The 12,361-nt window shown below is 61.8% G+C and carries 15 protein-coding genes; 7 read left to right on the forward strand and 8 right to left on the reverse strand.

Annotated elements, in window-relative coordinates:
- Nucleotides 1–46: 46 nt before the first annotated feature.
- The 4 genes from LVD08_RS06710 to LVD08_RS06725 all read right to left on the reverse strand — a co-directional run bounded on the left by LVD08_RS06710 (nt 47) and on the right by LVD08_RS06725 (nt 3,770).
- Nucleotides 47–970 carry a 5-oxoprolinase subunit C family protein gene (locus LVD08_RS06710; protein WP_247267777.1) on the reverse strand — a complete coding sequence of 308 codons (924 nt, stop codon included), beginning with the start codon at nt 968–970 and terminating at the stop codon, nt 47–49.
- Nucleotides 967–1,671 carry a 5-oxoprolinase subunit PxpB gene (gene pxpB, locus LVD08_RS06715; RefSeq protein WP_247267778.1) on the reverse strand — a complete coding sequence of 235 codons (705 nt, stop codon included), beginning with the start codon at nt 1,669–1,671 and terminating at the stop codon, nt 967–969. Before pxpB ends, LVD08_RS06710 begins: the two co-directional genes overlap by 4 nt.
- Complete coding sequence (locus LVD08_RS06720; RefSeq protein ID WP_247267779.1) at nt 1,668–2,420, reverse strand: 5-oxoprolinase subunit PxpA; 753 nt, start codon at nt 2,418–2,420, stop codon at nt 1,668–1,670. Before LVD08_RS06720 ends, pxpB begins: the two co-directional genes overlap by 4 nt.
- A gap of 63 nt (nt 2,421–2,483) precedes the next feature.
- Nucleotides 2,484–3,770: an MFS transporter gene (locus tag LVD08_RS06725; RefSeq protein ID WP_098967697.1), complete on the reverse strand. Its 1,287-nt coding sequence runs from the start codon at nt 3,768–3,770 to the stop codon at nt 2,484–2,486.
- A 158-nt stretch (nt 3,771–3,928) separates the two neighbouring features.
- Here LVD08_RS06725 and LVD08_RS06730 point away from each other — a divergent pair, with 158 nt between their 5' ends.
- Nucleotides 3,929–4,843 (forward strand): LysR family transcriptional regulator, encoded by a 915-nt coding sequence (locus tag LVD08_RS06730; RefSeq protein ID WP_247267780.1) that lies wholly within the window; start codon nt 3,929–3,931, stop codon nt 4,841–4,843.
- A gap of 95 nt (nt 4,844–4,938) precedes the next feature.
- Here the strand turns inward: LVD08_RS06730 and LVD08_RS06735 are convergent, their stop codons facing one another.
- Genes LVD08_RS06735 through LVD08_RS06745 form a run of 3 tightly spaced genes read right to left on the reverse strand, consistent with a single transcriptional unit; the run spans nt 4,939 to nt 6,786 of the window.
- A complete protein-coding gene (locus tag LVD08_RS06735; RefSeq protein WP_247267781.1) occupies nt 4,939–5,481 on the reverse strand; it encodes a DUF2937 family protein in 543 nt (180 codons plus the stop codon).
- 14 nt (nt 5,482–5,495) lie between these two features.
- Nucleotides 5,496–6,272, reverse strand: coding sequence for a class II glutamine amidotransferase (locus LVD08_RS06740; RefSeq protein WP_007969599.1), 777 nt, complete (start codon nt 6,270–6,272; stop codon nt 5,496–5,498).
- Nucleotides 6,273–6,288: 16 nt separating this feature from the next.
- On the reverse strand, nt 6,289–6,786 hold the full coding sequence (locus LVD08_RS06745; protein WP_247267782.1) for an MFS transporter: 498 nt from the start codon (nt 6,784–6,786) through the stop codon (nt 6,289–6,291).
- 235 nt (nt 6,787–7,021) lie between these two features.
- On the opposite strand from LVD08_RS06745, the gene LVD08_RS06750 reads away from it, so the two are divergent.
- Both LVD08_RS06750 and LVD08_RS06755 read left to right on the forward strand, forming a co-directional pair.
- The gene (locus tag LVD08_RS06750) at nt 7,022–9,076 is read left to right on the forward strand and encodes a S9 family peptidase (RefSeq protein WP_247267783.1); all 2,055 of its coding nucleotides are present in this window, start codon (nt 7,022–7,024) and stop codon (nt 9,074–9,076) included.
- 206 nt (nt 9,077–9,282) lie between these two features.
- A complete protein-coding gene (locus tag LVD08_RS06755) occupies nt 9,283–9,756 on the forward strand; it encodes a cyclic nucleotide-binding domain-containing protein (RefSeq protein ID WP_041070525.1) in 474 nt (157 codons plus the stop codon).
- Here LVD08_RS06755 and LVD08_RS06760 read toward each other — a convergent pair.
- Complete coding sequence (locus tag LVD08_RS06760; protein WP_024164429.1) at nt 9,753–10,037, reverse strand: hypothetical protein; 285 nt, start codon at nt 10,035–10,037, stop codon at nt 9,753–9,755. The genes LVD08_RS06755 and LVD08_RS06760 overlap by 4 nt on opposite strands.
- An 80-nt stretch (nt 10,038–10,117) precedes the next feature.
- On the opposite strand from LVD08_RS06760, the gene LVD08_RS06765 reads away from it, so the two are divergent.
- The 4 genes from LVD08_RS06765 (at nt 10,118) to LVD08_RS06780 (ending at nt 12,349) form a co-directional block, all read left to right on the forward strand.
- Entirely contained in the window at nt 10,118–10,804 is a 687-nt protein-coding gene (locus LVD08_RS06765) for a spermidine synthase (RefSeq protein WP_047598150.1), read from the forward strand.
- A gap of 49 nt (nt 10,805–10,853) precedes the next feature.
- On the forward strand, nt 10,854–11,225 hold the full coding sequence (locus tag LVD08_RS06770) for a YajD family HNH nuclease (protein WP_003222612.1): 372 nt from the start codon (nt 10,854–10,856) through the stop codon (nt 11,223–11,225).
- Nucleotides 11,226–11,417: 192 nt separating this feature from the next.
- Nucleotides 11,418–11,888, forward strand: coding sequence for an RNA methyltransferase (locus tag LVD08_RS06775; RefSeq protein ID WP_247267784.1), 471 nt, complete (start codon nt 11,418–11,420; stop codon nt 11,886–11,888).
- An 83-nt stretch (nt 11,889–11,971) separates the two neighbouring features.
- The gene (locus tag LVD08_RS06780; RefSeq protein ID WP_047598116.1) at nt 11,972–12,349 is read left to right on the forward strand and encodes a YgaP family membrane protein; all 378 of its coding nucleotides are present in this window, start codon (nt 11,972–11,974) and stop codon (nt 12,347–12,349) included.
- Nucleotides 12,350–12,361: the final 12 nt, after the last annotated feature.

Consider the following 12,361-nt stretch of genomic DNA (forward strand, 5'->3'; position numbering starts at 1 on the left):
ATTTGGAATGCATTCCCCTGTGGGAGCGGGCTTGCTCGCGAAGCTCTTAGCGACTTCGAAAACGCTGCAAATACTCGACATGCTCGCGATGTGCGACTTCCTGCACCACCGGCCTAAACCGCACCTGCGCCCCCGGCAGACACTGCGCCAGCCGCGCCAGCGCCAACGGCGTCAACGCTCCCAAGCGCGGATAGCCACCAATCGTCTGCCTATCATTGAGCAGCACAATCGGCTGTCCATCCGGCGGCACCTGCACCGCACCCAGCGGAATGCCCTCGGAAATCATCGGCCGGCCCTGATACTGCAACGCCTTGCCCAGCAACCGAATGCCCATGCGATCAGCGCGACTGTCGAGCGTCCACGAACTGTTGAACACATCGAACAGACTCTGCCCGCTGAACTGACCGATCTGTGCGCCAAGCACCAGATCCAGCGGCGCATTGAGGCGCAAATCAGGTCGATGCGCCAGCGGCACTTCACGCACCTGCAGAACCGCACCGCGATAACTCAGTGTCGCGCCCTTGGTCAGCGGTAACCCCATACCATCCAATCCACCGAGTTTTTCGCGCACCACCGTAGCACTGCTGCCCAGCACCTGCGGCGCGTCGAAACCACCGGGCGCCGCCAGGTAAGCCCGGGCACCGAGCAGCGGTTGAGTGAACTTCAATGTCTGGCCTTTGCCCAGTTTGAAACTGCGCCACGGCGCCAGCGCCTGCCCATCGATCTGCGCACCAAGATCAGCGCCGGCCAGCGCCAGCAGGCAATCCTCCTGCGCCACCACGGCAAACCCGCCGAGGGTGATTTCGATCACCGGCAGATCCAGCGCATTACCGAGCAACCAATTGCCCCAACTCATCGAACTCCAATCCGCTGCGCCGCCCTGAGTCACGCCCAAATGGCGCACGCCGAAGCGCCCGGCGTCCTGCAACAGGCACAGCGGCGTGCTGGCTTCAATCGTCAGTCGGCTCATGCCAGCGCCTCTAGTGGCGTGTCATCGCCGCCCAGGTTGATGAACTCGGCGTGGCTCACCGCTTCGAAACGCACGGTGTCGCCGGGTTGCATCAGGCTGTAGCCGTCGCGATGGCGGTCGAACAGTTGCGCCGGGGTGCGACCGATCAGATTCCAGCCGCCGGGTGACACCACCGGATAAGCCGCGGTCTGCCGCTCGGCAATACCGACGCTGCCAGCCGCGACTTTCTTGCGTGGGGTGTCCAGACGGGGCGCTGCCAGTACCTCCTCCACCAGCCCCATGAAGGCGAATCCCGGTGCAAAGCCGAGGGCAAACACTTGGTATTCGCGAGCGCTGTGACGACGAATCACCTCCTCCACCGCCAACCCGCTGCGCTGCGCCAGCAGGCTCAGTTCGGGGCCGACACTCAGGTCGTACCAGACCGGCAACACATGGCACTGGCCGCCGGTGCGCGCATTCGGCGACAGGTCGATCAAGGCTTCAGCGATCAATTCACGGGCCTGACTCGGGCTCAACGCAGTCAGGTCGTAATGCACCATCAACGTGGTGTAGGACGGCACCAAGTCGATCAACTGCGCGCCAAACACTGCGCGCAGACGCTTACTGGCAGCGAGCATCCACGGCATGTTGGTTTCGGCGATTTCATCGAACAGGCGCAGCATCAGGCAGTCCAGGGCCACCACTTCAATCCTTGGGTTCATGGCGCGCTCTGCTGATTCAGGGCCTCGCGAATGCGCTGCACGGCGGCCACCGAACTGGCGTTATCGCCATGCACGCACAAGGTGTTGGCCTGCAGGTGCAGCGCGCTGCCGTCGCTGGCGACGAGGTCGCCGCCACGGGCGATGGTCAGCGCCTGTTCGATGATTTTTTCTGGCTCGTGATGCACCGCGCCCGGCAGTTGCCGCGAGACCAGCCGACCTGCGCTGTCGTAGGCGCGATCAGCGAAGGCTTCGAACCACAAGGTCACGCCGTATTCGTCACCGAGCTGCTGCGCCGCCGAGTTGTCGCGGGTGGCCATTAGCATCAGCGGCAACGTGCGATCGTAAGCCGCCACAGCTTGAATCACCGCCCGCAATTGCGCCGGGTTGGCCATCATGTCGTTGTACATCGCGCCGTGGGGTTTGACGTAACTGACTCGCCCGCCCTGCGCCTTGCAGATGCCGTCGAGCGCGCCGATCTGGTAATGCAGGATGTCTTGCAGTTCCTGGGCGGAATAGGCCATGGAGCGCCGGCCGAAACCGACCAGATCCTGATAGGCCGGGTGCGCGCCGATCTGCACGCCGTGGCTCAGGGCCAGGCTGACGGTCTTGCGCATGATGCTCGGGTCACCGGCATGGAAGCCGCAGGCCACGTTGGCGCAGTCGATGAAGGGCATGACCTCGGCGTCCAGACCCATGGTCCAGCTGCCGAAACTCTCGCCGATATCACAATTCAATAGCAGGCGGCTCACGGTGAACACTCCTGTAGCTTCTGGTCTTTTTATCTGTAGGACGCTTGCCCGGCAGGTTATCAGTTACTGCGCATCCAGTTGCTTGCCACGGGTCTCCGGCAGGCTCAGTGCGGCGAGAATCACCACGCCGTAGGACACCGCAGCAAACGCACCGATCCCAACGCTCAACGGCACCTTCTGGCTGAGCAAGCCGATCAGCAGCGGAAACAAAGCCGCCAGCGCCCGACCGATGTTGTAGCAGAAGCCCTGCCCCGAGCCGCGAATTCGCGTTGGAAACAGCTCGGTGAGAAACGCGCCCATGCCGCTGAAAATTCCCGAAGCGAAGAAGCCCAGCGGAAAGCCCAGCCACAGCATCACCCCGTTGCTGACCGGCATCTGCGTGTACAGCAAGACGATGGTGAACGAACCGACCGCAAACAGGATGAAGTTCTTTTTACGTCCCAGCAGATCGGTCAGATAAGCGCTGATCACATAGCCGACGTAGGAGCCGACAATCACCATCGCCAGATACCCGCCAGTGCCGAGCACACTCAAGCCGCGTTCATTCTTCAGGAAGGTCGGCAGCCACGAGGTGATCGCGTAGTAACCGCCGAGCGCACCGGTGGTCAGCAAGGAAGCACGGAACGTGGTGAACAGCATGGCGGGGGCGAAGATCTCGTAGAACTTCGCCGGATTCTGCGGAGTTTGCGCCGCCTTGGCTTCGCGATAGATCTCCGGGTCTTTCACCAGGCGCCGGACGAAGATCACGAAAATCGCCGGGACGATGCCGAGGATGAACAGCGCTCGCCAGGCATCTTCCGGCGGCAACACCGAGAACAGCAGCGCATACAGAATCGCCGTCAATCCCCAGCCCAAGGCCCAACCGCTCTGCACCATGCCCACCGCTTTGCCGCGATCCTTGGCGCGGATCACTTCACCGATCAGCACCGCGCCAGCGGTCCATTCGCCACCGAAACCGAAGCCCATCAGGGTGCGGGCGATCAGCAGTTGCTCGTAGTTCTGGGCGAAGCCGCAAAGGAAAGTGAAGAAGGCGAACCACAGCACCGTCAGTTGCAGGGTGCGCACACGGCCGATGCGATCGGAGAGAATCCCCGCCACCCAGCCACCAATGGCCGAAGCGATCAGGGTGCTGGTGTGAATCAGCCCGGCCTGTCCGGTGGTGATGCCCCACATGGCGATCAGGGTCGGTACCACGAAGCTGAGCATCTGCGTGTCCATGCCATCCAGGCCATAGCCGATCTTGCAGCTCCAGAAGGTGCGACGCTCTTGCTGATTGATGTTGCGATACCAGTCGAACGGGCCGGGGCGGGCCGTGTTCTTGGGGAGGTCGAGGGTGTCGGGCGCACGCATGGCAAGTCTCCGCAGGCTTTTATTGGTCTTGTTCGAAGTTCCGACGACGCCTATCGTGGGAACCGGATGCGCCGATTTTTCGTCGCCCGGCCCTGCTGCGTCCAACGAATAAAAACCCGCCTTAGGCATAAGAAAAATTTGTCACCCGAGCCGTTGCCATGAACCTGAAGTTTCTCGAGACCTTTGTCTGGGTCGCCCGGCTGAAGAGTTTTCGCCTGACCGCCGACAAGCTGTTCACCACCCAGGCGTCGATTTCCAGCCGCATCGCAGTGCTCGAAGGCGAGCTGGGGGTGAAGCTGTTTCTGCGCGATTCACGCGGCGTCAGCCTGACACCCGAAGGCCTGAAAGTGCTGGACTATGCCGAGCAGATGCTCGATACGATGTCGGCGCTCAAGCAATCGATCGAGACCCGTTCGAGCAAGGTCGGACGGGTGCGCATCGGCGTGATGGACACGGTGATCCACACCTGGCTCAGCCCCTTGGTGGCGCAGATGACCGATCTGTATCCACGGGTAGAAATCGAGCTGGTGGCGGATACCTCGCTGAATCTCTGCGATCAGCTGCAAAAAGGCTTTCTCGACATCGTTCTGCAAACCGATCTGGTGCGCCACGAAAGCGTGCGCAGCCTCGAGCTGGCCAGCCATCCGCTGGGGTGGATCGTTGCGAGTAATTCGATCTACAACCGCGAGTACGCCGACCTCGGCGAACTGGCGCAGGAACGGATCATCACCTACTCGAAAAACTCCCGACCGCATCAGGATCTGCTGGCATTGATGCAGGCCAACGGTGTGTTGGCGCCGCGCCTGAACTGCGTGAATTCGGTGTCGGCGATTACCCGGCTGTTGCGTGATGGTTTTGGTATTGGCGTCCTGCCGCCGGTGCTGGTGGCCGAGGAACTGGCGCGGGGTGAGCTGACCTTACTCGATATCGACCAGCGACCGCCGAATCTGCAGGTGGTGGTGTCGTGGCGAGTTGGTGTGGAGTGGGTCGAGGAGATGGTGACGTTGTGTCAGCAGGTGCTGGCGGGGTATGCGCGCAAGATCGGTGAAAAGTACATTGTCTTGAGTAGCTGAAAAGCAAAAGATCGCAGCCTTCGGCACCTCCTACAGGCAAACGCGTATTCCCGTGTAGGAGCTGCCGAATGCTGCGATCTTTTGCTCTTGACCTTTTACAACCCGCGCACGTCGCGGTCTTCAATCGGCCGGCTCTGGCGCAAGCGCCGTCCACCGAGCACCACCCAGTCAATCAGACGAATCAGGCACTCGATGCCGAACGACAGCAGCAACGCGCCGCTCATGCCCCAGATCATCGCTTCCGGGGTCAGCAGGATCTGGTAGCTGTAGCCGTTCCAGGTTTCCTTGCGAATGTCCGGGTCGGCGGCCAGCACCACTTGCAGGAAGCGGATGTACCACGGGCCCTGCATCGCCTGGAACTGTTTATCCAGCGCAACCTGGCGGTTGAGCAAGGTGCTCAGGCTGTCGGCATCGCTGCGAAATACCGGGTCGTCACTGGCGCGGTAATGCGCGACCAGCGCCTGCAAGTCGCCCTTGAAGAACTGCTCGGCGGTGCCCTGAAAACCGCGCAGACCGGTCTGCGCTTCGATCAGATGGGCTTCGACGCGTTTGGCGTAATCGTTGATGAAACCCGGCACCTGGACACCGATCAACAGGCCCGCCGCAAACAACACCAGCCGTAGATAACTGAGCAACATCGAGGAAAGATCCTTTATTCGGTCGTGCCTTGGCTGACGCATTCGCCGCGTCGCCACAGGCTCCATTGGCCCGGTTGGTAACGGGTCCAGGTTTCATTTTCGGTCAAAGGCTCGGTAGCGATCACCGTGACTACGTCGTTGGGCGTGGTTTCCGCCTGGAAATCGACGATCACATCGACATCCTTGAGCCGCGCCGGGCCGAACGGTGCGCGCCGGGTGATCTGTGCCAGTTTGGTCGAGCAATAGCAGAACAGCCAGTCGCCGTCGCTGAGCAGGCAGTTGAACACGCCTTTGCTGCGGTATTCGGCACATGCAGCGACCAGATCCGGCAGCAGCACTTCTATATCGACCGGTTCGGGGAAGGCTGCACGCACGCGGTTGAGCAAATCGCAGAACGCCGCTTCGCTGTCGGTATCGCCCACCGGGCGGTAGAAACTCTTGATCGGGGTGAAATCGGCGAGCTGGCCGTTGTGAGCAAAACACCAGTTTCGCCCCCACAGTTCGCGGACGAACGGGTGGGTGTTGGACAGGCAGACCTTGCCGACATTGGCCTGGCGAATATGGCCGATGACCACCTCGCTCTTGATCGGATAGCGCTGTACCAGGTTGGCGACTTCCGATTCGCTGCTCGCGGCCGGATCCTGAAACAGGCGCAAGCCACGACCTTCATAGAAGGCGATGCCCCAACCGTCGCGGTGCGGGCCGGTACGCCCGCCGCGCTGCATCAGGCCGGTGAAGCTGAACACGATATCGGTCGGCACGTTGGCACTCATGCCCAGTAATTCACACATGTGCGGACTCTCGTGATTACAGACGCGGCTCGACGCGCATGCGCTGCGGATTGTTCGGCACCGGCGGGCGACCGTAGCGGTCATCACCGGCAGCGCCGAACGGCTGATCGTCGTCGCGATCATCGACACGCGCCGCCGCTTTGGCGGCCTCGGCCTGCTCGCGTCGGGCGCGTGAGGCGCGTTCGATCGGGAAGCGGATCAGCACGAAAATCAGGTAGATGCCGAACGCAATCATGCCGTACATGAACAGATCGGAAATCGCCCGCCAGGCGTTGTTGCCGACCTTGAAGGCCAGATCCAGCGCGGTAATGGCGATCGACGGCGCAACCTTGGCTTTAACCGGGTCAATGATGGTCGGGCTGAACAGCAACACTGCCATCAGCACCCGCAGCGGCTCGCGCAGCCAGCGCCACATCCAGCGGGTCAGGCGCATCCATACCAACAGGCAGCCCACAGCGGCAAAGGCGTAGAGGCCCCAGGCGATCAGATAGTCGTTCTCGGTCATGGTGTCCATGGCAAGGCAGGCAAAGAGGCGCTTATAGTAACGACTTTTCGCCCGTCAGGCTTGTCCCAATGCCAGACGGCCCGCAGCAATCATTGTGGGAGCGGGCTTGCTCGCGAAAGCAGTGTGTCAGCCAAATAAGTCTTTACTGACAGGACGCCTTCGCGAGCAAGCCCGCTCCCACAGGATTTGCGGTGCCAGCGAGAGCTGCGAAAACCCTTATTCCGTAAATGTCCGAGAGCCTTCCATGCCCGAATCCGCCCACGTCATCCGCGCCCCGATCGCCCGCAAGGCAGCCGGTGCCGACCCGTATGCCTGGCTGCAGGAACGCGACACCGACGCGGTGCTCGACTACCTCAAGGCTGAAAACGCCTATCAGGAAGCACAGACCGCCGATCAGGCCGGCCTACGCGAGAGCCTGTTCGAGGAGATCAAGGGCCGGATCCTCGAAACCGATCTGTCCCTGCCCTCGCCCTGGGGCCCGTATCTGTATTACACGCGCACCACGGCGGGTGACGAGTACGCCCGCCATTACCGTTGCCCGCGTCCGGCCGACGACAGCCTGACCCTCGACGAAAGCCGCGAGCAACTGCTGCTCGACCCGAACGTTTTGGCCAACGGCGGCTTCTTCTCGCTCGGCGCGTTCAGCATCAGCCCCGACCACCAGCGTCTGGCCTACAGCGTCGATGCCTCGGGCGACGAGATCTACACGCTGTTCGTCAAGGAGCTGGCCAATGACAAGGTCAGCGAACTGGAATTTCAGGACTGCGACGGCAGCATGACCTGGGCCAACGACAGCCTGACGCTGTTCTTCGGTGTGCTCGACGACACCCATCGCCCGCACAAACTGTTTCGCTATCGCCTCGACGGCACCGCTGCCGAAGAGGTGTTCCACGAGCCGGACGGTCGTTTCTTCCTGCATTGCTACCGCTCCAGTTCCGAGCAGCAATTGCTGCTGACCCTGGGCAGCAAGACCACCAGCGAAGTCTGGGCGCTGGACGCGCATCAGCCGCACCTGCCCTTCACTTGCATGGCGCCACGGGTCGAGGATCACGAATACGACATCGACCACGGCGCACTGGATGGCGTATGGACCTGGTTCATCCGCACCAACCGTGACGGCATCAATTTCGCCCTGTATCAGGCGCCGGACACCGGTGTGGTACCGAGCGAAGCCGACTGGCAGAACCTGATCCCGCACAGCGACACGGTGATGCTCGACGGCGTGACGCTGAACACCGCGGCCATGACCCTGAGCCTGCGCGAAGGCGGTCTGCCGATCATCGAAGTTCATCCGCAAGGCCAGACGCCGTATCGCGTGCAATTGCCGGACGCGGCCTACAGTCTCTACGTGCAGAACAGCCTGGAGTTCGAGAGCGACCGCATCCGTCTGCGTTACGAGGCGCTGAATCGTCCGGCACAGGTGCGCCAATTGCTGCTGGCCAGCGGCGAACAAACCGTGCTGAAAGAAACCCCGGTGATCGGCCCGTTCGACGCCGACGCCTACGTCAGCCAACGCCTGTGGGCCACCGCGCCGGACGGCACGCAAGTGCCGATCAGTCTGGTGATGAAACGCGAGATGGTCGGCAAACCGGTGCCGCTGTACCTATATGGTTATGGCGCTTACGGTTCCAGCCTCGATCCGTGGTTCTCCCATGCCCGCCTGAGCCTGCTGGATCGCGGCATGGCCTTTGCCATCGCTCACGTGCGTGGCGGCGGTGAGCTGGGCGAAGCCTGGTATCGCGCCGGCAAGCAGGAACACAAGCACAACACCTTCAGCGACTTTATTGCCTGCGCCGAATTCCTGATCCTCAACGGCATCACCACCGCCGAGAAACTGGCGATCAGCGGCGGCAGCGCTGGCGGCCTGTTGATTGGTGCGGTGCTCAATCAGCGTCCGGATCTGTTCGGCGTGGCGATTGCCGAAGTGCCGTTCGTCGACGTGCTCAACACCATGCTCGACCCGGACTTGCCGTTGACCGTCACCGAGTACGACGAGTGGGGCAACCCTGAAGAGCCAGAGGTCTACGAGCGGATCAAGGCGTACGCGCCGTACGAAAACGTCACCGCGCAGAATTATCCGGCAACCCTGGTCATCGCCGGCTACAACGACAGCCGCGTGCAGTATTGGGAGGCGGCCAAGTGGGTAGCGAAATTGCGCGCGACCAAGACCGACGACAACCTGCTGCTGCTCAAGACCGAACTCGGCGCCGGGCACGGCGGCATGAGCGGGCGTTATCAGGGATTACGTGACGTAGCGCTCGAATATGCATTTGTGTTCAAGGTTTTGGGCCTGGCCTGAGGAACTCCGTCGGTCACTCGGGTCTTAACTCCAGACCCCGGTGGTCGATACACCACAGATCCCATTGTGGGAGCGGGCTTGCTCGCGAATGCGGTGGGTCAGTCGACACTGATATTGACTGAACCACCGCATTCGCGAGCAAGCCCGCTCCCACAGGGGTCCGTGTAGTGCCTGAAAACCGTGAGAACAATAAAGACCGCAATGACATGTCAGAACCGACCTTACTGAACAACGAAATTCGCGACTGGCTGATGGACTGTGGCCTGTTCGATCAATTGCAACTGGCGGACTTTGCCGCGGCATCAGGCTACTTCAGCATCAGCACTGTAGCCGAGGGCGAAGCGATCTTCCGTGAGGGCGATGCCGGCAGTTTCATGTGCATCCTCCACACCGGCCAGGTCGCGGTGCAAAAGACTGGCCCCGACGGCCAGGTCATCACCATGGCCACCCTGCGCAGCGGGCGGGCGTTCGGGGAAATGGCGGTGCTCGATGGCGAGCGTCGTTCAGCGACCTGCGTCGCCGCGAGCAACTGCCAACTGCTGAACCTGGGCAAAGACTCGCTGGAAAAAATGCTCAACGACGCGCCGAAGATCGCCGCCAAGATCATCCGCGCCCTCGCCGTGTCCCTCTCCAAACGCCTGCGCATGGCCGACGGCCAACTGGCGGCGCAACAGGTTTAACCGCCGGGAGATTTGGTCTTGGTGCTGCCCGGTTCGATGCCCGGCACCGGTTGATCCTTGCTCGGCGGGCTGGGCATTTCGATCGGCACCAGCGGCGGGCTACCACTGCCGGCACCGGCCTTCGGTGCGCTGATCGGGGTGATTTGCGGATACGGGGTCGGCGTGGCGGTTCCTGGCGAGCCGGGTTGCGGCGTCGGGCTGACCGGAATGGTCTGCTGCGCCTGCACTGCAGTAATCGAGAGCGCGGCCAGGGCAATGACCGTTAGAATGGTGCGCTTCATCAAGGGCTCCGTTTGGCCTTTAGTCTGCGCTCAGGCTACTCCCAACGGGCCTGCTTGCCTTCCCCCTTGTAGAGATTTCCATGAAACGTTTCGTTCTGCTCGACACCACGCCGATCCCTGACAACGGTGGCGCCCTGTGCCTGTTCGAGTATGGCGAGGATTTCGTCATCAAGATCCAGGGTGGCGACGGCGGGCAATTGATGAACACGCGCATGCACGGTTCCGAAGATGCGCTGGCCGAGATCCCTTGCCGCAAGGTCGCCGGCCGGCCGAATTCGCGGGTGCTGATTGGCGGTCTGGGCATGGGTTTCACCCTCGCCTCGGCGCTCAAGCATCTGGGCAAGAGCGCCGAAGTGGTGGTCGCCGAACTGGTGCCCGGCGTGGTCGAGTGGAATCGCGGGCCGCTCGGTGAAAAGTCCGGACGACCATTGCTCGACCCGCGCACAGTGATCCGTCAGGACGACGTGGCCAAGGTCCTGCAAAGCGAGCCGAACGGCTTCGACGCGATCATGCTCGACGTCGACAACGGCCCCGAAGGCCTGACCCAGAAGGCCAACAGCTGGCTGTACTCCGCCGCTGGCCTCAACGCCTGCGCCAAGGCCCTGCGGCCCAAAGGTGTGCTGGCGGTGTGGTCGGCCAGTGCTGACCGGCAGTTTTCCGACAAATTGAAGAAGGCCGGGTTCAAGGCCGAAGAAGTCCAGGTCTTCGCCCACGGCAACAAGGGCACCCGCCACACGATCTGGATTGCCGAGAAGCTCAAGGGCTGAGCTAAACTCTGCACATAACCGTCATTAGTCTTTTTACAAAGGTGAACCCATGAGTTCGTCCACCCCGACCAACACGTCGAAGCTCGATCGCATCCTTGCCGACAACCAGCGCGACAAGGAAATGGGCTACCGCGACAAGGCCCTGAAGATGTACCCGCACGTCTGCGGCCGCTGCGCCCGTGAGTTTTCCGGCAAGCGCCTGAGCGAACTGACCGTGCACCACCGCGACCACAACCACGACAACAACCCGCAGGACGGCTCGAACTGGGAGCTGTTGTGCCTGTACTGCCACGACAACGAACACTCGCGCTACACCGACCAGCAATATTTCGGCGACGGCTCGCTGAGCACGCCAAAAATCGCCAAGGCCACGCATAATCCGTTTGCTGCCCTCGCCGGGTTGATGAAAAAAGAAGACTGAAGATCTTCAGCGCCTGAACCGGCCCTTTCGCGAGCAGGCTCGCTCCCACATTTGATCGGTGGTGTACACAAAATCAATGTGGGAGCGAGCCTGCTCGCGAAGGCGGCCGGCCAGACACAACAGATCTCGAATCTGCCCGCCCTCCCCCAATCCCCGTATAATCGCCCTCTTTTTCCCGAAGGCACCCCGCTCGTGGCAGACAAACGTTACAGCTGCATTGGTTTGTACAACCCCAAATCACCGGAGAACGTCGGTTCGGTGATGCGCGCCGCAGGCTGTTACAGCGTGGCGTCGGTGTTCTACACCGGCAAGCGTTATGAACGCGCCGCCGATTTCGTCACCGATACCAAGCGCGTGCATTACGACATTCCGCTGATCGGCATCGACGACCTGAAAAAGATCCTCCCGCTCAACTGCGTCCCGGTCGCCGTGGAACTGGTCGAGGGCGCCCGCCCGCTGCCGGAATACACCCATCCAGATCGTGCGCTGTACATCTTCGGCCCGGAAGACGGCTCGCTGGATAAAGAGATCCGCGACTGGTGCGAAGACGTCGTGTACATCCCGACCACCGGCTGCATGAACCTCGCAGCCACGGTCAACGTCGTGCTCTACGACCGCATGGCCAAGGGCCTGAATACCCGCTCCGGGCCGAAATTCCGCTGAAACGTCGCACATCCGATGGAACGAGCCGGCCGCTGCGGCAGTCAGCTTATCTATCTATATGCACATTGCCTGGGAGACAGATCATGACCGAACTCAAACGCGTCCAACGTATCGATTCCACCCCGTTCCAGAGCCCGACCGAGCAGAACGTCCAGGGCTGGGAGCGCATCGGCTCCCTGGCCGGTGGCGTGATCATGGTCGGCAAAGGCCTGCGCCGTGGCGGCGTGTTCGGTCTGATTCAGGTGGCGATTGGCGGCGTGGCGATGGCCCGTGGCATCACCGGCCACAGCTCGGTGAAAAGCCTGCTGGAGAAAAGCCGTCAGGACATAAACAACGTGCGGGCGAAGATCGAGCGCGCCGGGGAAGAGCTGAGCCAGCTCAAGGCCAATGCCGAGGCGGCGACCAGCACCGCGACGGTGACTGGCAATGATTCGGTGAAATCGCCGAAGGCCGGGGTTTGAGCCTGAATTTTT

Origin of the sequence: Pseudomonas sp. YL2 (assembly GCF_023063025.1) — a bacterium.
In the GTDB taxonomy this organism is placed as follows: domain Bacteria; phylum Pseudomonadota; class Gammaproteobacteria; order Pseudomonadales; family Pseudomonadaceae; genus Aquipseudomonas; species Aquipseudomonas putida_A.

What these genes read in the sequence shown, in the direction of transcription:
- LVD08_RS06770 (WP_003222612.1), top strand. Translation starts at nt 10,854, where the DNA reads ATGAGTTCGTCCACCCCGACCAACACGTCGAAGCTCGATCGCATCCTT.
- LVD08_RS06780 (WP_047598116.1), top strand. Translation starts at nt 11,972, where the DNA reads ATGACCGAACTCAAACGCGTCCAACGTATCGATTCCACCCCGTTCCAG.
- pxpB (WP_247267778.1), bottom strand. Translation starts at nt 1,671, where the DNA reads ATGAACCCAAGGATTGAAGTGGTGGCCCTGGACTGCCTGATGCTGCGC.
- LVD08_RS06730 (WP_247267780.1), top strand. Translation starts at nt 3,929, where the DNA reads ATGAACCTGAAGTTTCTCGAGACCTTTGTCTGGGTCGCCCGGCTGAAG.
- LVD08_RS06725 (WP_098967697.1), bottom strand. Translation starts at nt 3,770, where the DNA reads ATGCGTGCGCCCGACACCCTCGACCTCCCCAAGAACACGGCCCGCCCC.
- LVD08_RS06755 (WP_041070525.1), top strand. Translation starts at nt 9,283, where the DNA reads ATGTCAGAACCGACCTTACTGAACAACGAAATTCGCGACTGGCTGATG.
- LVD08_RS06710 (WP_247267777.1), bottom strand. Translation starts at nt 970, where the DNA reads ATGAGCCGACTGACGATTGAAGCCAGCACGCCGCTGTGCCTGTTGCAG.
- LVD08_RS06750 (WP_247267783.1), top strand. Translation starts at nt 7,022, where the DNA reads ATGCCCGAATCCGCCCACGTCATCCGCGCCCCGATCGCCCGCAAGGCA.
- LVD08_RS06740 (WP_007969599.1), bottom strand. Translation starts at nt 6,272, where the DNA reads ATGTGTGAATTACTGGGCATGAGTGCCAACGTGCCGACCGATATCGTG.
- LVD08_RS06735 (WP_247267781.1), bottom strand. Translation starts at nt 5,481, where the DNA reads ATGTTGCTCAGTTATCTACGGCTGGTGTTGTTTGCGGCGGGCCTGTTG.
- LVD08_RS06745 (WP_247267782.1), bottom strand. Translation starts at nt 6,786, where the DNA reads ATGGACACCATGACCGAGAACGACTATCTGATCGCCTGGGGCCTCTAC.
- LVD08_RS06765 (WP_047598150.1), top strand. Translation starts at nt 10,118, where the DNA reads ATGAAACGTTTCGTTCTGCTCGACACCACGCCGATCCCTGACAACGGT.
- LVD08_RS06760 (WP_024164429.1), bottom strand. Translation starts at nt 10,037, where the DNA reads ATGAAGCGCACCATTCTAACGGTCATTGCCCTGGCCGCGCTCTCGATT.